Source organism: Fodinibius sp. SL11 (genome assembly GCF_052060035.1).
Lineage (GTDB): Bacteria > Bacteroidota > Rhodothermia > Balneolales > Balneolaceae > Fodinibius.
This window is the reverse complement of record NZ_JBPOEA010000004.1, coordinates 56470-77553: the sequence shown is the minus strand read 5'-3', so window position 1 is coordinate 77553 and position 21084 is coordinate 56470. Positions and strand designations below refer to the sequence as shown.

Annotated in this window: 18 protein-coding genes and 1 tRNA gene; 4 read left to right on the top strand and 15 right to left on the bottom strand. The window is 42.3% G+C overall.

The window, feature by feature from the left end; translation table 11 throughout:
- Positions 1-116: 116 nt before the first annotated feature.
- The 7 genes from ACQ76V_RS07465 to ACQ76V_RS07435 form a co-directional block, all read right to left on the bottom strand.
- Entirely contained in the window at positions 117-620 is a 504-nt protein-coding gene (locus ACQ76V_RS07465; RefSeq protein WP_342521028.1) for a hypothetical protein, read from the bottom strand.
- Between the two features lie 8 nt (positions 621-628).
- Entirely contained in the window at positions 629-1834 is a 1206-nt protein-coding gene (locus ACQ76V_RS07460; RefSeq protein ID WP_440999860.1) for an ImmA/IrrE family metallo-endopeptidase, read from the bottom strand.
- A gap of 155 nt (positions 1835-1989) precedes the next feature.
- Positions 1990-2535: a hypothetical protein gene (locus tag ACQ76V_RS07455; protein WP_440999859.1), complete on the bottom strand. Its 546-nt coding sequence runs from the start codon at positions 2533-2535 to the stop codon at positions 1990-1992.
- Complete coding sequence (locus ACQ76V_RS07450; protein WP_141239904.1) at positions 2519-2809, bottom strand: hypothetical protein; 291 nt, start codon at positions 2807-2809, stop codon at positions 2519-2521. Before ACQ76V_RS07450 ends, ACQ76V_RS07455 begins: the two co-directional genes overlap by 17 nt.
- Positions 2810-3079: 270 nt before the next feature.
- The gene (locus ACQ76V_RS07445) at positions 3080-5194 is read right to left on the bottom strand and encodes a hypothetical protein (protein ID WP_440999858.1); all 2115 of its coding nucleotides are present in this window, start codon (positions 5192-5194) and stop codon (positions 3080-3082) included.
- The gene (locus ACQ76V_RS07440; RefSeq protein ID WP_440999857.1) at positions 5142-5402 is read right to left on the bottom strand and encodes a hypothetical protein; all 261 of its coding nucleotides are present in this window, start codon (positions 5400-5402) and stop codon (positions 5142-5144) included. Before ACQ76V_RS07440 ends, ACQ76V_RS07445 begins: the two co-directional genes overlap by 53 nt.
- 8 nt (positions 5403-5410) lie before the next feature.
- Positions 5411-5677, bottom strand: coding sequence for a hypothetical protein (locus tag ACQ76V_RS07435; protein WP_440999856.1), 267 nt, complete (start codon positions 5675-5677; stop codon positions 5411-5413).
- Positions 5678-5920: 243 nt separating this feature from the next.
- Here ACQ76V_RS07435 and ACQ76V_RS07430 point away from each other — a divergent pair, with 243 nt between their 5' ends.
- Positions 5921-6331, top strand: a complete 411-nt coding sequence (locus ACQ76V_RS07430) for a hypothetical protein (protein ID WP_095606348.1) — start codon at positions 5921-5923, stop codon at positions 6329-6331.
- Between the two features lie 14 nt (positions 6332-6345).
- Here ACQ76V_RS07430 and ACQ76V_RS07425 read toward each other — a convergent pair whose 3' ends face one another.
- The 3 genes from ACQ76V_RS07425 to ACQ76V_RS07415 all read right to left on the bottom strand — a co-directional run bounded on the left by ACQ76V_RS07425 (position 6346) and on the right by ACQ76V_RS07415 (position 8151).
- Positions 6346-6627 (bottom strand): hypothetical protein, encoded by a 282-nt coding sequence (locus tag ACQ76V_RS07425; RefSeq protein WP_440999855.1) that lies wholly within the window; start codon positions 6625-6627, stop codon positions 6346-6348.
- Positions 6628-6722: 95 nt separating this feature from the next.
- Positions 6723-7889: a tyrosine-type recombinase/integrase gene (locus ACQ76V_RS07420; protein ID WP_440999854.1), complete on the bottom strand. Its 1167-nt coding sequence runs from the start codon at positions 7887-7889 to the stop codon at positions 6723-6725.
- 188 nt (positions 7890-8077) lie between these two features.
- Positions 8078-8151 (bottom strand) — tRNA-Arg (locus ACQ76V_RS07415).
- 177 nt (positions 8152-8328) lie between these two features.
- Between ACQ76V_RS07415 and ACQ76V_RS07410 the strand changes: the two genes are divergently transcribed.
- A complete protein-coding gene (locus tag ACQ76V_RS07410; RefSeq protein WP_440999853.1) occupies positions 8329-10950 on the top strand; it encodes a zinc-dependent metalloprotease in 2622 nt (873 codons plus the stop codon).
- A gap of 232 nt (positions 10951-11182) precedes the next feature.
- On the opposite strand, the gene ACQ76V_RS07405 is transcribed toward ACQ76V_RS07410, so the two are convergent.
- On the bottom strand, positions 11183-12199 hold the full coding sequence (locus ACQ76V_RS07405; protein ID WP_440999852.1) for an RluA family pseudouridine synthase: 1017 nt from the start codon (positions 12197-12199) through the stop codon (positions 11183-11185).
- 304 nt (positions 12200-12503) lie between these two features.
- On the opposite strand from ACQ76V_RS07405, the gene recN reads away from it, so the two are divergent.
- Positions 12504-14216, top strand: a complete 1713-nt coding sequence (gene recN, locus ACQ76V_RS07400; RefSeq protein ID WP_440999851.1) for a DNA repair protein RecN — start codon at positions 12504-12506, stop codon at positions 14214-14216.
- Between the two features lie 156 nt (positions 14217-14372).
- Positions 14373-14756, top strand: a complete 384-nt coding sequence (locus ACQ76V_RS07395; protein ID WP_440999850.1) for a rhodanese-like domain-containing protein — start codon at positions 14373-14375, stop codon at positions 14754-14756.
- Positions 14757-14864: 108 nt separating this feature from the next.
- On the opposite strand, the gene ACQ76V_RS07390 is transcribed toward ACQ76V_RS07395, so the two are convergent.
- The 4 genes from ACQ76V_RS07390 to ACQ76V_RS07375 all read right to left on the bottom strand — a co-directional run bounded on the left by ACQ76V_RS07390 (position 14865) and on the right by ACQ76V_RS07375 (position 21071).
- Complete coding sequence (locus ACQ76V_RS07390; RefSeq protein ID WP_440999849.1) at positions 14865-15299, bottom strand: plastocyanin/azurin family copper-binding protein; 435 nt, start codon at positions 15297-15299, stop codon at positions 14865-14867.
- Between the two features lie 92 nt (positions 15300-15391).
- Positions 15392-18262 (bottom strand): FAD-binding and (Fe-S)-binding domain-containing protein, encoded by a 2871-nt coding sequence (locus tag ACQ76V_RS07385; RefSeq protein WP_440999848.1) that lies wholly within the window; start codon positions 18260-18262, stop codon positions 15392-15394.
- A 100-nt stretch (positions 18263-18362) separates the two neighbouring features.
- The gene (lhgO, locus tag ACQ76V_RS07380) at positions 18363-19565 is read right to left on the bottom strand and encodes an L-2-hydroxyglutarate oxidase (protein ID WP_440999847.1); all 1203 of its coding nucleotides are present in this window, start codon (positions 19563-19565) and stop codon (positions 18363-18365) included.
- A gap of 132 nt (positions 19566-19697) precedes the next feature.
- A complete protein-coding gene (locus tag ACQ76V_RS07375) occupies positions 19698-21071 on the bottom strand; it encodes a RagB/SusD family nutrient uptake outer membrane protein (RefSeq protein WP_440999846.1) in 1374 nt (457 codons plus the stop codon).
- Between the last annotated feature and the right edge of the window lie 13 nt (positions 21072-21084).

The following is a 21084-nucleotide window of genomic DNA, read 5'->3' as shown; positions in this document are numbered from 1 at the left end:
ATATTAGGACTCAAGAATTAGAGCAAAAGCCGACCGAGAATTAGACGGTCGGGAATGGGATCAAATTCCCGGTAAGGATGTAATGGGCTCCTGTAGTTTAGATTAAGTGTTATTGACTAATCTTCAGTGTTTTCATGGTACCCAAGTTCAATATTTTTTTCCCTAAACTTATCATAGATTTCTTGAGGACTACCATTTTGCGTAATCCATTCAGCAACTATTGATAAAACCATCTTCATATCCTCAAGATACCCCATTCTGCTATCAGCCCCACGAATACCATTTTCATCTAATTTATGTCCTCGTGTCAGCAGGATATTCTTTTCTTCATATATGGTATCCCGCATTTCTTTGTAATAGTCTCCAGATGGGAGATGTTCTATAAGTAATGATTGAATACCTTTATAGTAAATATCGTGTTTCTTTTCTGGGTCATCGATATTCTCTACAGCTGTGTTAATTTCATCAACCTTAATTAAATCCCCATCAGGTGATATATCTAACTGTTTTCCTTTAATATTATCAGCTTCTTGAAACAAGGAGGCTTTTTCTAAATCGTCCTCTGAAACCTCTTGTTCTTGCTTTTGGTCAGTTTTATTATTTGAATCCTCTTTATTCATAATGCTAATTAGTTGAAAGTTTGAATTTTGCTTTTGAGCTCTTTAACTCCTTGTTCTATGGTTTCTTTTTCCCACGGAATTAAATTTAAGTCATTTACAGCCTCATCAGAATCTGGAATTAAATCGTTAAAAGCTCCCCATATGTTTGGATTCTCATCTTGATGATCCCACTGATAGAATACATATATTATTGATGGGTGTACATTATACTTTTCAGCTTGGGATTCCACAATATGCTTGTTATTAATCATAGGCTCGACATACTTCATTTTGTCATCTGAGAATAGAATTTCTCGGGCAAATTCATCTGCTTTATCTTCTTGTAGTAGAAATAGTTCTGATCGTTCTTCTCCAGTTAAATGAAAAGTATTATTCCTTTTTATATCATCTAAGTCATAAAGAACATGGTGTAGCTCATGTATTAGAGCAAACCAAATGGTTGGATATCTTTTTTGATAATTTGTAATAACTATGCATGGTTTCCCATTAACTATAAAAGTACCTCCTCTAACTTGAGTGTTTTTTAGGTAGGGTTGATAAATTACAGTAACTCCTGCGTTGTACAGGGCTTGGATAACAATTTTAAATCCTTTTTTTAAATCCTTAGTATAAGGTCTGATTTTAGGGATCAATTCTTTTAAGCTATTACGGTCATATTCATTAGGATTATGAATCTTTTCAAACATGGCGTAACAGGACTTAATCCAAAAAGTCCTCATTTTTTCCTGAGGTTTCTGGTTAGAATTGCTAAACATTACCCCAGTCATTAACCTATCGTAATCTGAAAGTCTATCTAAGCCGAAATACTCTAAAATCCTATTTTCGATTGACTCAAAGTCATTTATCGAATCAATGAAACCAATACTTTTTAAGGATTTTAGGTCAAAATTTTCAACAAGATAAGTTCGTTTGCTAACTGACCCCAATTCACTAACCTTGTGAGTATCATCTTGATGATAAATATTGGCTAGTTCGTTTGGCTCTATCTTTAGAAAATGACTTAACTTTAAAAGCAGAAAATAATCTATTTTTTTTGCTTCCTTTCTTAGTATCCGTTTTAAAGTATTGTAATCTATTTGTAAGACATTCGCTATCTGAGAATCAGACAAATCAAGCTCTTCCTTCCTTTGGTCATAGATTTCATGGAGGTTACGATCATGGCTTGATGACTTCAGGATATTGTTAATATGATCTAAAAAAATCTCCTCAGACATACTATCTTAATTAAATTTGAAATATTTCAATCTAAAAATACCATTATAAACAATAAAAATAAAGAAATTTGAAAAATTTCAATATATATTGCTTTATGAGTTACATTTCAACAAATGTCCCTCATTTGAAAAGAAACTTTTAATAAAAGCAGATTTTAACAGTTAACGGGTAAAGATTTTATCCCAATTTGTTTGGCCACATAGTAGGTTGAATTTCCATCTACGATATCAAAAAAACCTTTTTCTTCACTTGGTCTAATAGAAATGGATTTTCGCCGGGGTATTATTCCATGATATGCCTGACGCATATAAATGTAAGCATTAGCAACTCCCTTTGGGCGTTTTCTTGTCGGACGGAGCCAGCTGATGGGAATAATGGCCGTAGCTTCATTCATATCGAAAAAATGATCTATATGGTTGGGATCCAGGCAGAACATACGCTGGTAGTTCTCAAGGTATGTCCCAACTTGTTCCATATCGAGCCAACCAGTGAGGATTACATCTATATCCTCATCATTTGTATAGCTGATCTGCAGTAACTGACCTGTTTTATCTACAGCGAGATGCAGTTTGTTGTAATCATGGTACTGACTGTTGATTTCATCTACTTTTGCTGCCAGAAGCTCAGCTGATATAGATGGTTCTATCACTTTTTGTCTGGTAATTGGCATTTCATCTATACGGTTATAGGTTTTCGCCATGGGGATTCTCCTGAATGGTCTGAATGATATAATCTACTTCTGACTTTCGGCATAACTTAACGGCTTCACGCCCGGTACTTTTATTCCGTCCGTAACTGCGCACGGTTATCATTTTGCGATAACCGCACCGGTAAAAGGTGGTCCGGGAGATGCGTCCCAGCTTCTCACACATATAGCTTATTGCTTCTCCGATGGTCATAAAGTCTTCATAGTTGGAGCCGGTTTCCGTCGATGAATTGTTGGTGTTTTCAGGATTTTCAAAATTAGACATCATCTTTCTTATTTTCTTAGTGGGTGGTGTTAAGTACAATAAAAACTGATGGTTAACTGTCTAAGAAATCCGCTAAGATTCATCTTAGATATCTTAGACCGATCTTAGACTTCTTAGTCGTTTCTTAGTGGATTTCTTAGTTATATTATTATTTACTAACTAACTATATATTATATACTTACGGTATGTTGTTAGGCCCGAAATTTGAGTTACTAAGAAAATAAGATGGTTATTTCAGTTTCTTAGCATGTCTCATATTTCAGGCTATTTTGGTTAAAAAGGTGCTGTACTTTCGGTTTCCGCTACAACATATTCTGTGGTTTCTTGGGAATTTCGTTCCATCATCAAGTTGGCCTCTTCCCGTTTACCAAAAGCCCGCAGCCACGAAGGTGTTAGGTTCGTTCTGGGTATGCGGTAACCATGCCTGTTTTCTTTGACGGTGCCTTTAATTGGATCCTCGTAACTGTAATAATTGGTTTTCGCTTTTCCGTTCAGGTCCAACGCTTCTATCTCTTCCCGGATAACATCTTGGCTAATATAGTCGCGTCCCTTGTTATAGTTGGTGTAGGCATCCCAAATGCCACTCCAGTATATTACCAGCTCATCTTTGGTATTCCAGCCGTAATAGCGATTAGGGAGTTCGCCATTTTCATTCATGATTTCGAGGCTGGAAAGAAATTGCTGTAGTGGGGTTTGCTGAATCTCACGTTCGGCCGAATTTGCTAAAAACTCCACGCTATATCGAAAGATCTCAGAGTTGACGCGATTCTCTTTTATTAAGGCCTGCAGTTCGTTTAAATCTTCCTCACTGGACACGTGCCGGTTACTTTTAGTATCAAGAGAAGGAGTAAAAAACTCAGCGAATTCAACATCACCTGGCCGGCAAACAAATAGGTCAACCGTAATAAGGGCCGCCATATTTTCGATTTGCCGGTCTTTAATTTGGAATTGGGTTCCTTCTTTGTCGCTACGTTTGCCAAGCTCTTCCTCTACGGCTTCGGTAAGCAAGCGTTTGATCCAGTGAAGTTCGCTTTTAAACAGCGTCCGGTTAAAGTCATTGAACTTGTACAGTAGAGAAATAAAAAGTCGCTGCATCTCCCGCTTATGATTCTCAAACCACCAGAGGTTTTGCACGTCTCCCCGTTTTTCTTTGGCATATTCAATCATGATACACCGCGATCGGAAGTGATCTTCGCTGGGTTTGTAGTTGGAAATAAACATCAGCTGTGATCGTACCGGGCTCCAGGCATTCTTCGAGCGGTCGTGGGATGCACTAACGCCACGTTGTCTCAACTCGTACCACATGTTAAACACTTGTGGTGTGATCTTGCCTTTTCCGGGGACAAACTCGTCCATGATCACTGGTATCTTGCTGTGGTTCGCTAACTTGTTTTCTGCTGACTTTAGGGTGGGGTTCGAATCCACGTCCGTAAACGACTGTCCAAAGAAGTTCAGCATAATCTGTGATAGCTGTCCCTTACCTGTCGAGGGATCACCATACAAATAGAGAAAGACCACATGTTTGAATACATCATAAATTTCATCGAAGAATAGGAATGAGAGCATGTAGGAGAAAATGAGGTGACCCTCTGCTCGTTTTTCAGGCTGTTGTCCAGCTATGAGTTCGCCAAACTTATCCCGAACGGTATCAATGAAGTATCGCAGGTTTTGGTCAGTGTAAAGATGATGCTCGTCATCGGTATAGAATCCATCAATAGGACGTTTAAGGTCCAGTTGGGGCGCGGGCTCAATTCGACCGGGTTTAACAAAGAAGGTAGTGTCCGCAGCTACCATGGGGAACAGGCCGGAATCTGCATTGGGTGCGATAATATATTGTGGCTCCCGAAGATGGTCGTTAGGAATATTGATTAACGCATTGCGCGTCAGATAGAATTTATACCCATGGTGTTCGATGAAACCGTAATAATTAAACTCATACACAGTTTGTGGCTGCCACCGGTTACACAGAAAACTCATAAAGAAGAGGATCTCATCATCAGACTTAAATCGGGCGGACTGGTAGGAATGCTTAAAAATCTGTACCTGGAATGCTTTCTTTGAGAGTAGGTCAACGGGCTCCAATATAAATAGCTCGCTTTGCGTAAGGCTACGACTATCGGGCAGCAGCCAACTTACCTGACACTCATATAGGGTTTCATCCCATTTAAGTGTTTCAGGATTATATCGGATGATTTTAGAATGAATTTCAATGTCGAAGCTACCAATCTTCCGGCTTGTGCCGTCCGACTCATTGCGGAACCATCCGAAGTCCACATGATTTGAGCTATCAATATATTCAAAGGGATCTGTTCCGTTTTTAAAGGATGTTTGTGAGTTATTTTCCGTGTCGGGATAATCGGGGAGTATTGCCTGCTTTTCGGCGCTCATGTACCTTTTGTTGAGAGATTAAAATTTGATGTTCGCTAACATGGGTGGGGTTATAAATATCATCCCCAAAGCCATAAATGACCCACAGGCCAAATCCTTCGACCAGCTTTGTTTCAATCATTCGTACGGTTTCTGTTTTATAGTTTCCATCCGGATCGATAAACTCGATGGTATCCCCAAGGGTATATCGGGTGATAATCTTTGCCATATCTGTGGTTATAACTGATTTTCAAAGTTAGGAAGGCGGATTCCTTTTACCTGACAAAGAACATCGGTTGCAATCTCAAACTCATCAGTAATGCGATCACATAATGTCTGGGTTGAAATGCCGAGAGCTTGCTCCATTTTGCAAAGTCGAGCGTCCGAAATGTAGTAGGGTTTTTTGAACCACTGCCGGAAAGTATTGAGTTTAATGTTAGGGAAGAGGGTCTCCCTAAACTCATTATATGTTTCATATTGATCGATTATCTCACCTTTGATCATGTGTAGCCGCAGTCGGTTTATATCATATTTTGTTATAGCTGGATGCACTGAAAAATTGTCTTTTTAATATTGTAGGTTAGTAGTATTATAAGCGCGTTGTAGGTAAGCACTACCGTTACCGCAGGTGCTAATTTAGTGATGCGATAACAACGAAACAATATAAATATGTCGTGAAAGCGTCATTTACTATGAAGAGAGAGTGCAAGTACGGCTAAAACAACCACTTAAGTAAGGACAAAAAAAGTGAAAGAAATTGAAGAAGACATCCTCCGGGAAAATGTCCAGTATTTGCTGGATGAATATTATGACGGGAACGTCTCAGAAATGCAACGCCAAACGGGAGCGAATCGCTCTGTAATTTCTGAACTAAAGAATGGGACAAAGAGTGAAGTGAATAGTTCCACTTTACGTCATTTTGCAGAGGCGGGTATCAACATAAACTGGCTCTTGACAGGAGAGGGACCACATTTTGTGATTGGTAATGAAGAGGAGCTAAAAACTGAGCTGAAACAAAAGCAGTTGCTTGAGAATAGGATGGAGGAGATCAAGGGATTGGTGTCAGATATCGACCAGCAGTTGGAAGAACATCCGGAGCTCAAGCTGGATCCGGATGTCATGTCAGCTTTGTTGGATTTGTTGAAGAAGGCCATTTAGTTGTAGCAGGCATGCTATTCATTCTGCTTGAATAGCCGTTCAATTACACGCCGTTCAAAGTACTTACGACGATCACCTGCCTGAAAACTGGGAATATGTTTTTTGTGGCCTGGAAGAAAATTACTTCGGTTTAGGACAGTGCGATGAGAGATTCCAAATTCCACCTGAATGTCTTTAGCGGTCATATATTTCGATTTGTCAGGTTTGACCATGATGGAATCTAATACGAAATCTAGTTTGGCTTCGAGGGTAGCTATTGTTTGGAGCAGAGAATCTTTGGGGTTCTGTTCTGTCATGAATCGTCCTTTGATGCGTTATTTTTTGCCGCAAAAAGAAATGACTTTTCAGAACAAAATGCACTTTTTAAATCAACATTTTTTAAGAAAAATCTCTATCCGGTCTGGTTCGTTATAAGGCCATTTCTATTGGCCGTATTCAGCAAGTCATTAGCGACCAAATGAACATATTTGTTAGTCACTTCCAGGCTTTTGTGTCCCAGCATGTTCTTTACTTCTATTACGTTGAAACCGTTGCGCAATAGAAATGTAGCACAAGAGTGCCGGAGACCATGAAAATGGATAGAGTCTTTAAGGTTGGCTTCTTCAGTTGCAAAGTATTTGAAGCGTTTGGATACATTACCTCCTCTTAGGGCTTTTTCTCCACCGGGTACTGACATTGGACTTGGAAACACGAGCCCCTTCTTAGGATTGCCGTTAAATACTTTCCATCGTTTAAGTTCGGTGTAAAGAGTATCAAAAATTGGTACAGTACGTTCGTAACCATTCTTGGTGTCGGTAACGCGGAGAAACCGACTACCAAGATTTACATGCTCCCATCGAAGCTGAATGATTTCCTTTCTTCGTAGTCCGGTATAAAAGGCGAGGGTGATAAGTGGAATAAACCAATGCTGTTTTTGCTGATCGGTTTTGATAGCTCCCGACTCTTGGTGCTTTTTCTGATAGGCTTTAAACTTCTCGAATATTTCGTTGAGCTGTTCCTCATCGATAATTTTATCTACGAGGTTATCACGCGTTTTAGGGATGCCAATATTATCGCAAGGATTGGAATCCAGAATTTCTTTATCTACGATCCAGTTGAAAAAAGCTTTAAGATGTATGAGATAGTTCTTTTTGGAGGCGTTGGCCAGGTGAGGCTTCAAGCAAAACTTTTTGATATCACTACTGTTGATCATGGTTACAGGCATACTGTATCCCACCTCTTCCATAAATTGGCTAATAATTTGCCGATAAGTTTTTTTGGTCTTGGCTGTTACGTTTGTTTTATCCTTTAAAAACTGTTTCTGAAGAGTACTAATAATTGGACTGGTAAGAGAGGTGCCTTCCAGCTCTTGTTCTTTTTCATATTCCTGGAGGTTCCAATTATCGTCAAACGGATTTATTTTGCCTGCATCATACAGCTTTTGGTATTCCAGCTTTTTTTGATCGGCTATCTTTTTGTATTTGGTCCCGAGGGCATAGGTCTTTTTGTAAGACTTTCCATTTACGGTGGTTTTAAAAACTATCGAGTAGTACCCGTTTCGTTTGGTTAAACTGGCCATGACAAATTGGATCGTGTTGGTTTAAGTATACACCAGTAATGTAGTACCATATGTAGTACCGAACAAGGAAAATAGGGGCGAATAGGGAAAAGGTTTCCCGAAAAGGTGGGATGGTAGTTAGTGTATATACCAACAAAAAACCCCGCTTATCGGTTAATAAACGGGGTTTTTGAGCTAAAAAAGAAAAGTACGCCTGAGAGGATTCGAACCCCTAACCTCCTGATCCGTAATCAGGTGCTCTATCCAGTTGAGCTACAGGCGCAATTCAATAAGAGGGCAAAGATACGCCTATATTTATATCATTTCAACTCTATTGTCTTGGAAATTTTCGCGTTTGATATTAACATGTCAAAACATTTTTTATTTCTCACCGTAAAGCATTCTGTTTTAATATTTTTAAATAATTTATACCCTAATCTATCACTAAAAATAAAACGATATGAAACACTCATTTCTGATACTATTGTGCGTCGGTTTGGTATTTACGAGTTGTTCAACGTCCGAGCAAGCAGTAAATAAACAGAAAAAAGATGCACAGCAGGAAAATAAATACGAGGAGCTTACCAAAGACGCCGATAAGTACGAAGGTTATTTCGATTTCTATAAAAAAGACAGCGATCTTTATTTATCGGTATCCGAGGATCAGTTAAATGAACTTTTCCTGATGAATTTTGAACTTGCTCGCGGTATTGGAGCAGCCGGACTTTATGGTGGTAGCATGCTTTCTATTTTTGAAGGGCTGGTTGTATCCCTTGAAAAACATGAAGGTAAAATTATGTTGATTCAACATCCGCATCGTTATACAGCGGGCGGAGATAAGGTACTGAATAAGGCGCTGAATCTTGCTTATGGCAGTTCTGTTGTAGAGACATCGAAAGTTGAGGCATTCAATGCCGACAGTTCGCAAATGTTGATCAACGTTTATGATTGGTTTGTCGGTGACCTGTCAGGAATTTCACAGAGATTGGCGTATACGGTCGGAGAAAATGGTCAGCCGGGACGTGTTACGTTTGATAAGAACCGATCTCATCTTGAAAGAATACAGGCCTTTCCTGATAACGTGAATATTCAGGCCAAGTTGACATTTAATAATCCCTCCGGAAACAATGCTCCCAGAACAGTTCCTGACGGACGATATATCCCCCTTTCGTTGTTTTATACGATGGTGAAGCTTCCCGAGGAGCCGATGAAACCTCGTATGGCTGATGATCGGACGGGCTATTTTATGACAGTGCATAAAGACTTTTCGGATGAATCCAACGATTTTTTCAAACGCTACGTTAACCGCTGGCGACTGCAGTGCGAAGAGGAAGTAGACGAAGGAGAGCTTTGTACGCCCAAAAAACCGATCACATATTATATCGATCACACCGTTCCCGAAAAATATCGTGAGGCAATGATGGATGGTATCGAGGCGTGGTCTGATGCCTTTGAAGATGCCGGATTCAAAGATGCAGTACAGGCAAAAATGTTGCCCGAAGAGGCAATGGCCGAAGATATTCGGTACCCAACCTTGCGCTGGAGTACATCAGATCAGCCCGGTTATGGAGCTATTGGTCCGTCAGTGGTTGATCCCCGGACAGGGGAGATCCTGGATGCTGATATCCTTTTTGAAGCCTCAATGCTGTTGGGTGACAAGGATGCTTACCGAAACCTGGTTGAGCCCCGGACGGCTATTGATGAGGTTTTCAATGTTAGTGAAGAAGAGTTGGCCTACATGAGTCAGGGAGTTAAAACGAAATCTTTCTATAGCGAAATGAATGCCCAGTTTGATCTTATACATAGCTTTTTGTTGGCAAATGGACAGATTAAGCCCGGTGATCCGGTGCCCAAGGAATTTGTGGATCAGGCACTAAAGTGGGTGACCATGCACGAAGTGGGCCATACGCTGGGCCTGCGTCATAACTTCCGTTCGTCTATAGATACGCCCCTTGATAAGCTCTATGATAAGGAGTGGGGAGAAGAAAACGGAGTGTTCAGCTCGGCAATGGAATATCCGTCGATCAATCTCCATCCTAAAGATAAATCCGAAGATGCTTACTATTATAATCCTGGGGTGGGATCTTATGACCGGTGGGTGATTTCGTACGGATATACCCCTGATGATGAAAAAGCTAAAGAAATTGCACGCCAGGCAGCACAACCCGGTCACGCTTATGGCACAGATGAAGATGCCCGTGGAGTAGGGGCCGTAGATCCGCATGTGAATGTATTTGATTTGGGATCTGATCCACTGGCCTGGGGTAAGGAACGAGCCGAGTTGCTTAAAGGGTTGATTCCTAAAATCAGTGATATAAAATTAGCGGATAACGCTCCCTATTATAAAGCGACGGATCTGTTTCAAAGTTATCTGTACCAGTATGCCCGTGTGCTGACGCCGGCCATTAAATATATCGGCGGGCAGCATCAGTATCGTGATCATGTAGGCGATCCTGATGGACGTATGCCGTTTGAGCCGGTGGATTACCAAGAGCAGAAAGAAGCGCTCAATATGATCGTGGATTTTGCATTTGCAGAAGATGCCGTACAGTTACCACAGGATATTTTCCAGAAAATGGGAGCCAATCGCTGGAGCCACTGGGGCAATAATACAACTTACGGCGGTCGTGTAGATTATCCGCTGCACGAAACGATGCTGGGTATTCAGAGCTCATTGCTGGAGCAGCTGTTAGATCCCGTTCGGTTGTCCCGGATAAGAGATACCGAGGTAAAGTTTGGGGCAGACCAAACGGTGACCATTCCAGAGTTGATGAGTGTGTTGACCGAATCGATCTGGTCGGAGGCACTGACATCTCCCGGACAAAATATTGATAGTAACCGCCGGGATTTACAACGGAATCACTTGAATAGAATGGTGAAACTGATAACAGTGACGCCCGATGATATGCCTGCAGATGCTCGTTCAATAGCACGACAGCAACTTCAAATGTTGCAAAATAATTTAGAAGCTCGTCTTGCTCCACCCACTTACGACTTTAACAATTATACAAAAGCTCATTTAGAAGAGACTATCTCAAGAATTAAAGCGGCATTAGAAGCGAGCTTTGATATCGAGAGTTAGTTTTTTATTCAGGTCGCAGAAAATTAAAGGGAGTCCATTTTAAAATGGACTCCCTTTTTATTGATTGGCTTTTTAAAATAAAACTAAAGTTATCAGAAGAATCGACTATAGTGTAATCCTGAACTCGTTTCAGGATCTACTTTGAGGGATATTATTTTAATATCTGATATTTCTAATCTTATACTTCTGTATATAGATATATCAGGGGTATAATAAAGTAGGGTGCTTTTATTTAATAAATATGCTTCGGCTTACAATTCTGTCGAAGCATCCCCAATACCTGTTGAAAGTCGCCCGGCAGTTCCGAATCAAACTCCACCATTTCTCCCGTAGTAGGATGTTCAAATCCAAGCGTTTTGGCATGCAGGCACTGACGTTGAAGGGAAGCAAAAAGATTCTGGAACATCTGCCTGCGGCTCCCGGTGTTGGGACCGTATCGTACTGAATCACCGCCGTATTTTTTATCCCCCAAAACCCACAGGTTGTTATCGGCCAGGTGCACGCGAATCTGATGCGTGCGGCCGGTCTCCAGTTTGAGTTCCAGCAGCGTTAAATGATCAAAATATTCAAGAACTTTGTAATGGGTCGTGGCACTTTTTCCTTTGTCTTCCGGGACTACTGCCATTCGTTTTCTGTTATGCGGATCGCGCCCAATAGCTCCGGTAATCGTTCCTTCTTTTTCCTCCGGTGTACCCCAGACGATAGCCCAGTAGGTACGTTCAATATCCTTTTCCCTGAAATATTTACTGAGAATGCGATGGGTTTTGTCGTTTTTGGCGACAACGAGCAATCCGCTCGTGTCTTTATCGAGCCGGTGTACAATGCCGGGTCGAACAGTATCTTCCTCAGGCTCCGAAAGCTCATCGGTGTGCCACATTAACCCATTAACCAGCGTGCCCGACCAGTTCCCGGTAGCGGGATGAACAACCATATTGGCACTTTTATTTACAAGCAGCAGATCATCATCCTCATAAACAATATCCAGTGGTATTTCTTCAGGGGTTACTTCAGGAGGTTTTGGAATGGGAATGCGTACATCCAAAACATCACCGGGCTCTACATTATAAGATGATTTTTCTTCTTTCCCATTGACTGTTACATAACCCTCTTTAATTGCTGCCTGTATCTTGGTGCGTGATGTATCATCGATTTGGGAAGCCAGGTATTTGTCTAAACGAGTGCCCGTTGTTTCATTAACCGGAACTTTCAGATGGTATTCTTGAAATTGATCGCTGTTATTATTGGGCATCAGGTGGTTTTAAATAAATATTTTTATAACTGCTAAAGAAATTACAAAATTTTTGAAATTATTTTGTAAGGATTGACCTCCTTAAGGGTCTTACCTATGACTGTTCATTAAGATAGATACCTTGAGGGCATAAACAAATTAGGCTCCCGTAAAAGCGGGGGCCTTTTTTATTTTAGGATCAAAATGATCAGGAGATAAGTGGCGTTGGATGGTTATATTTTTAATTAAAGTTCACGAACCAGTTTTGCGAAAATCCGTGTTCAATTTTTTGTACTTTTAGTTCCCAATTGAAAAACAGACGGCTATGATACAATCACTTTACATAAAAGATTTTGCACTGATCGATGAGCTGGAAGTCTCGTTTCAGGAAGGGTTGAATATTCTAACCGGTCAAACTGGAGCGGGTAAGTCAATTATCATCGGAGCGCTGAATATGATTTTAGGTGAACGTGCTGATACCGAAGTCATTCGCCAGGGGGCCGATAAAGCTATTGCCGAAGCGATTATACAGGTTGGAAAATATGATGAGATCAATACTCTTCTCGAAAAAAATGCCGTTGAAGTTCGTTCTGAACTTATTCTTAGACGCGAGATTCGCTCGTCGGGCAGCAGGGGTTTTATTAATGATACGCCGGTAAATATTTCGGTATTACGAGAAGTGGGAAATTACTTGGTAGATCTGCATGGGCAACACGATCATCAGATGTTACTTAAGGATGAAAATCATCGAGGGGTTATTGATGGATTTGCTGATGTGAAGCCGGCATTGAAAGCATATAGTCAATCGTATGAAGAGATGCTGGAACTTCGAAAAGAATTGCGGAGCCTGAAAAAGCGTGAGGCCGAGCTCCAGGAAAAAGTTGAATTGTACCGATTCCAGGTTGAAGAACTGGAGGACGCTGAGCTCGATCCTGATGAGGAGGAAAAACTTGATGAGGAGATTCATCTGCTGGATAATGCCGAAGAACTTGATCAGAAAGCAGGGGCAATCGTGGAAATGGGTGACCGTGACGAGATCAATGTGATGGAATTGCTGAATCAGATTAAGTTGCACTTAGAAGACATTGCCCGTATTGAACCCGAATTTAAAAGTTATTTAGAAGAAATTTCCTCGGCGCGCATTAGTATTCGAGAAACGGTACAGTTTGCTGAACGATATCGCAGCAAGATCGAATTTAATCCAAATCGGCTTGAAAAACTTCGTCAGCGCCAGAACCTGCTTAACAGTTTGCAGAAAAAATATCATCGTAGCATTCCGGAACTGATAGAATACTTGCGCGAGATAAAAAAAGAACTGAGTCTGGCCGAAAATTTTGATCTTGAAATTGAGAAGCTGGAGAAGAAGATTGCTGACCAAGCTGAGGCGCTGACCGAGAAAGCACGGACCTTACACAATGTTCGCAAAAAGGTTGGTGAGCAACTGTCGAATCAGATTGAGAATGAACTAAATAAGCTGGGAATACCACATGCTAATTTTGAGGTGCGAGTGGATTGGATGGTAACGTCGGAATCTCAAGGCTGGATAACGATTGATGGTCAACCGGTGGCATGCACCGAGCATGGGAGTGATGAGGTTCGACTGTATATTTCTACCAATAAGGGCGAAGAGCCAAAGCCGCTGGCCAAAATTGCATCCGGTGGAGAAATTAGCCGTGTAATGCTTGCGCTTAAATCTATTATAGCCCGCGAGCAGAGCTTGCCAGTAATGATATTTGATGAGATTGATACTGGAATTAGTGGTGAGATATCAGAAAAAGTAGGGCGTATGATGCGGCGACTTTCTGAGCGGTGCCAGATTATTGCTATTACGCATCAGCCGCAGATTGCAAGTCAGGCTCACAAACATTACAAAGTGCAGAAGGTAGAAGAAGATGGGCGAACGGTATCCCGTATAATTCCATTAAATGATAATGAGCATGTAACGGAAGTAGCAACGCTGATGAGTGGCGAGGATATTACGGAAGCTGCGCTTGAAAGTGCACAAGAATTAATCAATAAAAATACTTTTAAAAATTAATCTGTCATCTTGAATTCCGAGGCTCCGAGACAGATTTTTGTTAGAGTATCTTTTGAATTTGCCACCTATTTTTACCGATAGCATATAGATAAAATGTATTGACATTCTAATCTGTTAACATTGGTGCAAATCAGGTAGGATAAAAATTATTTTGTTATGGGAAAACCTCACTCTGATCGGTTTGTAACACTTGTTGATGATTCCAAAACCCGTATTGACGAAATCACCCCTGAAGAAGTGAGAAAGAAGCAGAAATCTAATGCGGATTTTGTGTTGTTAGATATCCGCGAGCAGGATGAATGGGAAAGTACACGTATTGCAGGGGCTGAATATCTTGGACGGGGAATTTTAGAACGTGACATCGAAGAAGAGTATCCCGATATGGATGAAGAAATTATATTGTACTGCGGGGGTGGGTATCGCTCAGCTCTGGCTGCTGACAACCTCCAGAAGATGGGATATCACAATGTGAAATCGCTGGCCGGTGGAATTCGATCCTGGATGGAAGCCGGTTTTCCGATTGAAAAGAAAAAGATATAAAAAAGAGGTTGGATACTTGCGCATCCAACCTCAAAGCAAGGGAAGCTGGATAATAGAAGTCTGCAGATTAGGACCAGATGAGATCAGTGTAGATTTACATTGAATGAATCAATAGTTTGGGTCACCTCCGCTACTACCTGAGGAGGGACTACCTGTTTGTATATTATGATCGTGATCTTGGTTGTTGACCCATACGACCTCGGTATTGGGTGCTACCTCAAGGTTTTCGGGGACAAACTGGTCGCCTTCCATGCTAACGGTATCTCGATCTACGGCTGCCACATTACTCGTAACAGTAATTTGACCGGTCATATCCGGTGAATGGATAGTACAGTAATAATCAACTGTTTCCTCTTCCTCAAATATGTAGCTAAACGTTCCTCCGGGTGCTATGTTTCCGCTCTGAAAGCTTGTAGATTGATTTTGGTTGTTGTTATTGTTTTCGTTGCCGGTGTCTGTACTCGATTCGCTGCATCCTGCGATAGTCAGAAACAAAGACACAACAATAGTCAAAAGTATATTGCGATGGTTGCTGATAAGCATAATAAATCCCCCATAATTGTGATTAGATTGCTGGAGTCCGTTTCTTACCTATACAGCAGTATTGTTATGAGGGTTGCCTCCGGAATGATTTTTTAGCCTAAATTTTCAGCGAGCAGTTGTGCGGGATGGTGTGCTTCTAAATTGCTTCCATCTTTTATCTGATGACGGCACGAAAATCCCGGTGCACAGATTAGTGTATCTTCCGTGAGATTTTGCAGGGCGGGGAATAGCCGTTGTTTCCCAATATTCATTGATACCTCGTAGTGATCGGCCTCATAACCAAAGCTGCCGGCCATCCCGCAGCAGCCGGTGTCGCCAACTACAACTTCATAACCGGCCCCTTCCAGCATTTTGCGAATGGCCGAATTGCCAATAAGTGATTTGGCGTGGCAATGTCCGTGTACAAATACCTTCTTGTTTTTTGGGGATAAAGGAGATTCGGCCAGTATATTAGCCGCGAATTCCTCAAAGGTGTAACTGCTATCAGCTACTTTTTGTGCTGATTGAACCTGCTCTTCATCACATAAATCGAGGTATTCATCTCGGAGGGTAAGAATTTCAGAGGGCTCAAGGCCCACAATAGGAATTTCCCGGCTCGCAAATTGTGCCAGCCTGGGCAGGTTTTGCTCAAGAATTTGTTTCGCATGATCAAGCATGCCTTTAGAAATTTGAGGTCGGCCTGTTTCGTGAAAACCAGGTACTATTACCTTATAGCCATGCGACTCCAGAAACTGAACAGCTGCTTTACCAATTTGCGGTTCATGGTAATTGGTAAAGATATCTACTAAGAGCATTACTTCTTTCCCGTCGCTTTGTTTACTTCGATTTCTATACCAATTTAGAAATGTTTGATCAGCAAAAGTCGGTAGGTCTCGCCGCTTGTCGATTCCCAAAAACTTGTACAATAATTCTTTGATAGAATTTTGGTTTATAGCCCAATTGGTAACTTTTGGAAACAGAGAAGCTATTGGGTAGAGCTTAGCTGCCTGACCGAAAAATCGTTCTCCCAGCGAAATTCCGTATTCTTCATGCCAACCTTGGGTAAACTCAGCTTTCATCTTAGCCATATCCACATTGGCAGGACATTCACTTTTACAGGCTTTACAACTCAGGCACAAGTCAAGGGCATCTTTAAGTTCTTCTGATTTAAACGCTTCTTTTTGCTTGCCGGAAAAAAGCTGACGAAACAGATTCGCACGTCCGCGGGTAGAATCTTTTTCCTCTTTCGTGGCCATATAGCTTGGACACATGGTTCCACCGCTGTCAGCCAGCTTTCGGCAAACACCGGCTCCATTGCAAAGCTCAACAGCATCCGCAAAACTTTCCTCTTTTCGCCAGTTGAACTGGGTGTTCACTTTAGGTTTTTGATACGATGGAGAGTATCGCAGGTCCTGTTCCATCGGCTTTGGTTCCGTAATTTTACCGGGATTGAATATATTTTCGGGATCCCAGATCTGCTTTACCTTTTTAAGCAGCGGCATCATTTCTGGTCCAAGTACTTTTTCGATATATGGAGCTCGTGCTCGGCCATCACCATGTTCGCCGGACAGCGATCCGCGGTAATTCCGTACCAGATCAGCAATTTCACCGGCCATCGTTTTCATTTTCTCAATCTCATCCGATTTTTGCAGGTTGATCACCGGACGTAAGTGTAGTTCTCCCACCGAAGCGTGTGCATAAAACACGCAGTTGGTGTCGTGTTTATCTAAAATCTTTTGGAAATCATCAATATAGTCAGGCAAATCAGGAACGCGAACAGCCGTATCTTCAGCGAAAGTAGGGGTTCGTCCTTCCGATCCGAGTCCCATCAGTAATCCTAACCCCGCTTTACGAAGATTCCAGACACGCTGCATTTTACTTTCATCTGTGATGATCGGCGTATATTCACTGAGCCTAAGCTTCTGTAACTTTTCAGAAAGTCGCTCGGCTTTAGGTCGGAGCTGATCAATATCATCCCCATCGAGCTGGACAATGAGAACTGCCTTGGGATCCCCATCCAAAAAGAATCGGTTTTCGCGCTGTTCGATATTTCCTTTAGTAGCGTTGAGGATAACATCATCAACCAGTTCTACGGCTGCGGGATCTTCTTCGACGATTTCGACCGTGGCTTCAAGTGCTTTTCGAATGGTAGAAAAATGGGGCGCTAAAATTATGGATTCGGAATCTTGGGGCAGTAGATTTAGTTTGGCCGAAGCCGTCATAGCCAGCGTCCCCTCACTACCGCATAACAGCTCAGCCATATTGAACTTACGTCCGTCCGAATTAAATGGCTGCATCTCGCAAAGGCGATCGAGGGCGTATCCCGTATTTCGGCGTATGATTTCCGGATGCGGGTAGTTTTCCAGAATTTTGTCGCGATGGTCTTGGACCAGCGAAATGATTTCTCGATAGATGTGGCCCTCGAAGGTATCGAGCTCCATTTTTGCTGCCAGTTCTGTCTCCGAAAGCGGTCTGAATGTAGCATGTGACCCGTCACTTAATACAGTCTCAATTTCAAGGAGGTGCTCTCGGGTGGTTTGGTATTTGATAGAAAATATGCCGCAAGAATTGTTGCCGATCATCCCGCCAATCATGCAGCGATTGGTCGTTGCCGTATCAGGTCCAAATAGCAGATTATATTGGTCGGCTTGGCGATTTAAGCTATCCCGAATAACGCCCGGCTGTACGTGGGCAATTTGTCGATCAGGGTTGATCGCAAAGATGCGGTTCATATTTCGTCCCACATCCATGATGATGCCACCGCCGGTTGTTTGCCCTGCAAGGCTGGTACCGGCTCCACGGGCAGTGATATTCTTGCCATTTTCGCTGGCCCATTGAACAAGTTTTGTAATGTCTTTTCGCGACTTTGGAAAAGCTACACCTTCGGGCAATTCCTCATAGCTGGATGCATCATTGGCATACAGTCGAAGGGTTTGTTCGTCAGTGTGAATTTTTGGAGCGGAGGTTTGAACAGGTATATCCATAGAAGGAAGATATACCAATATTTAGATGCCTTTGCAAGGTAAAAGGATGTTCCTTGAAGCAGTGGATCTTGCAGTACTAAGGTGTTGTTTGTTAGCGAATCTACATGAAAGCCTTTTCAGCTCGCTTTAGAATTTCATCACCGATGGCAAGTCCGGCAGTGGCTGCGGGGCTTGGGGCATTGAGCACGTGAATTTCATTTTGTGTGACCTCAAACTGAAAATCATCAAGGATTTCGCCATTTGGTTTTAGGGCCATGGCTCGCACGCCGGATGGGGATGGCTTTAAATGTTCGGAACGAATGGCAGGAATTAGTTCTTGGAGTCCTTTGACAAACGCTCTTTTGGAAAAGGATCGATACCATTCATCCAGACCCATCTTCCAGTATTTGCGGGCCAGATTATAGAAGCCGGGGAAGTTGAGGGTTTCGATGGTTTCTTCCATATCAAAAGAGAGCTTGTCGTAGCCTTCGCGCTTGAAGGCGAAAACGGCATTGGGTCCGCATTCTATTGCGCCTCGAACCATCTTGGTAAAGTGAACGCCTAAAAAAGGGAAAGCAGGATTGGGCATGGGATAAATTAATCCGTTGACAAAATGCTGGACCTCGGGCTTTAGTTCATAATACTCACCTCGGAAGGGCACAATTTGGATATCGGGATTTACCCCTGCTGATTCGGCTACATGGTCGCTGTACAACCCTGCACAGTTAATTAAATGTTTGCCGGTAAGGGAGTCGGTTGTCGTTTTAACTACAAGCGAGCCGGCCTTCTGACTAATATTTGTTACTTTTTGGCTACAACTCACATAATTGCCATTTGCTTCAATGAGCTGTCGCAGTTTTTTGCAGACCCCCACATAATCTACGATGCCCGAGCAAGGCACATGGATGGCTTTTACGCCCTCGGCATAAGGTTCAATTTCTTTTAACTCCTGTCGATCAATTTTTTTGACCCCTTCAATCTCATTAATCTGACCGGTTTGAAAAATGTTATCCAAACGAGGAAGGTCATCCTCTTTGGTAGCGACAATGACTTTTCCGCAAATCTCATAACTAACCTCATGTTGGTTGCAAAAATCAACAAGTTGATGGCGCCCTTCCACACAGTTTTTAGCACGGTAGCTGTTGGGTTGATAATAGATGCCTGAGTGAATAACGCCGGAATTATTTCCGGTTTGATGGGCAGCCACTTCGTCTTCTTTTTCAAGCACCAAAATATTTAAATCAGGATACGCTTCGGAGAGTTTATAAGCGGTAGAAAGACCGACGATCCCGGCTCCAATGATGATGAAATCGTATGTTTGCATGGATTGATTTTATTCGTCACGATAATTAGTCGCCTAAAATACAAAAACAGAGGTTGGGGATAAATAAATAAAAAAGGCCATCCCAAATTTTTTTGTTGAGATGACCTTGGCTAAAGGGTAGTAATTTATTTATTACGAACTGATATTTTCATTTTCGGGGATGGGGAAGGAAACCCATACTTCATCCCCCTGTCGGTCAATAGGAAGGTCATTGAGTCGATCATAGCGACGCATATCAACCCATCGGTGACCTTCGAAGAATAGTTCATAACGACGTTGATTGAGCATCTCGTCAATAACTTCTGCTTGGCCACCGGCGCCGCGGCTAAAATCTCCAAGCCCGGCCGCATTGCGAATGACATTGAGATCATTTTCAGCAGCATCGAGGTCTCCAATTGCATTGCGTTGTGCCAGTGCTTCAGCCCTAATTAGCAGCAGTTCTGCATTGCGGATAATGGGCATTGGAGCTGTTTGCGATTGATAGACGAAAAGCCCGTAATCACTCACCAACCCATCAAGGGCAGCCTGTTCATTACGAGGTTGTACTTTTTGATCAATACGCAGATCACCGGCTTCCGCATCTTCTACCCAGGAATTATGAGCTACCCAGCTGTCGCCCGATCCGGCTTGCGGATCAGCAAAAACTTGATTTAACAGATCGTTGGTGGCTGTTGAAAATACGTGGTAGGCACCAAAGCGTAAATCTGCGGATTCGTCTATGAAGGATTCGGGAAGGATAGTTGTTAACACGGCATCCCAGTCGGGTTGGGGGCGATAAACCTCAACACGGGCACGCAAAGCGCGGTTAAACTCCCGAAATGTTGCAGGTGTATCGAGATTTGCAAAACCGTCTGAAAAACTAAACGGAAAAGCAGGTCCCGCATTGGTAAGATTAGCAGCGGCGTCGTCCAATAAATTGGCAATAAGTTGATAAGAAGCTTCTTTGCTAAGAAGCTCACCGGTGGTAAAGATGTCGTCTTCCACCTGCTCACGAATACCATTTTCGTTGGTTTGCGTAAGCGCCATCAAATACTGATAGGCTTTTAACGTTCGGGCGTATCCGAGCGCCGCATTGAGTTCTTCAGCCGAATAAACACCGTCGTTATTTAGTGCGGTTGCGGCCTGGATCATAATGTTTGTATTACGAATTACGGTGTAAAATGAAGCCCAGGGACGAGTAGTGTAGTAGGAGCCTGCGTCCAGCTGGGCGTTCCCTTTTCCAAGAAGATCGCCGGTATTGCGGGGTTCTGCGGATAGGAATCGGTACATTTCACGGCCGATCATCCCCACATTTATGTGATAGATACGGAGTTCGGTACGTAACCCTGCTTCTGTTCCGGCCACAAGAGTACTGATGTCAGAGCGTGAAGGATTATCGATAATGTTCTGCAACTCTGAATTATTCGGATCGGGGCGATCTTCAATTTTTATGATATCGCATCCCCAAAATCCCAATACAAAGAGAAACAGCAGAAAAACCGGTACTAATTTATTTATTTGATACATGATTGATACCTCT

Bases quoted from the DNA above. Each gene is read 5' to 3' on its own strand.
- ACQ76V_RS07465 (WP_342521028.1), bottom strand. From the start codon at position 620: ATGAATAAAGAGGATTCAAATAATAAAACTGACCAAAAGCAAGAACAA.
- ACQ76V_RS07460 (WP_440999860.1), bottom strand. From the start codon at position 1,834: ATGTCTGAGGAGATTTTTTTAGATCATATTAACAATATCCTGAAGTCA.
- ACQ76V_RS07455 (WP_440999859.1), bottom strand. From the start codon at position 2,535: ATGGCGAAAACCTATAACCGTATAGATGAAATGCCAATTACCAGACAA.
- ACQ76V_RS07450 (WP_141239904.1), bottom strand. From the start codon at position 2,809: ATGATGTCTAATTTTGAAAATCCTGAAAACACCAACAATTCATCGACG.
- ACQ76V_RS07445 (WP_440999858.1), bottom strand. From the start codon at position 5,194: ATGAGCGCCGAAAAGCAGGCAATACTCCCCGATTATCCCGACACGGAA.
- ACQ76V_RS07440 (WP_440999857.1), bottom strand. From the start codon at position 5,402: ATGGCAAAGATTATCACCCGATATACCCTTGGGGATACCATCGAGTTT.
- ACQ76V_RS07435 (WP_440999856.1), bottom strand. From the start codon at position 5,677: ATGATCAAAGGTGAGATAATCGATCAATATGAAACATATAATGAGTTT.
- ACQ76V_RS07425 (WP_440999855.1), bottom strand. From the start codon at position 6,627: ATGACAGAACAGAACCCCAAAGATTCTCTGCTCCAAACAATAGCTACC.
- ACQ76V_RS07420 (WP_440999854.1), bottom strand. From the start codon at position 7,889: ATGGCCAGTTTAACCAAACGAAACGGGTACTACTCGATAGTTTTTAAA.
- ACQ76V_RS07410 (WP_440999853.1), top strand. From the start codon at position 8,329: ATGAAACACTCATTTCTGATACTATTGTGCGTCGGTTTGGTATTTACG.
- ACQ76V_RS07405 (WP_440999852.1), bottom strand. From the start codon at position 12,199: ATGCCCAATAATAACAGCGATCAATTTCAAGAATACCATCTGAAAGTT.
- recN (WP_440999851.1), top strand. From the start codon at position 12,504: ATGATACAATCACTTTACATAAAAGATTTTGCACTGATCGATGAGCTG.
- ACQ76V_RS07395 (WP_440999850.1), top strand. From the start codon at position 14,373: ATGGGAAAACCTCACTCTGATCGGTTTGTAACACTTGTTGATGATTCC.
- ACQ76V_RS07390 (WP_440999849.1), bottom strand. From the start codon at position 15,299: ATGCTTATCAGCAACCATCGCAATATACTTTTGACTATTGTTGTGTCT.
- ACQ76V_RS07385 (WP_440999848.1), bottom strand. From the start codon at position 18,262: ATGGATATACCTGTTCAAACCTCCGCTCCAAAAATTCACACTGACGAA.
- lhgO (WP_440999847.1), bottom strand. From the start codon at position 19,565: ATGCAAACATACGATTTCATCATCATTGGAGCCGGGATCGTCGGTCTT.
- ACQ76V_RS07375 (WP_440999846.1), bottom strand. From the start codon at position 21,071: ATGTATCAAATAAATAAATTAGTACCGGTTTTTCTGCTGTTTCTCTTT.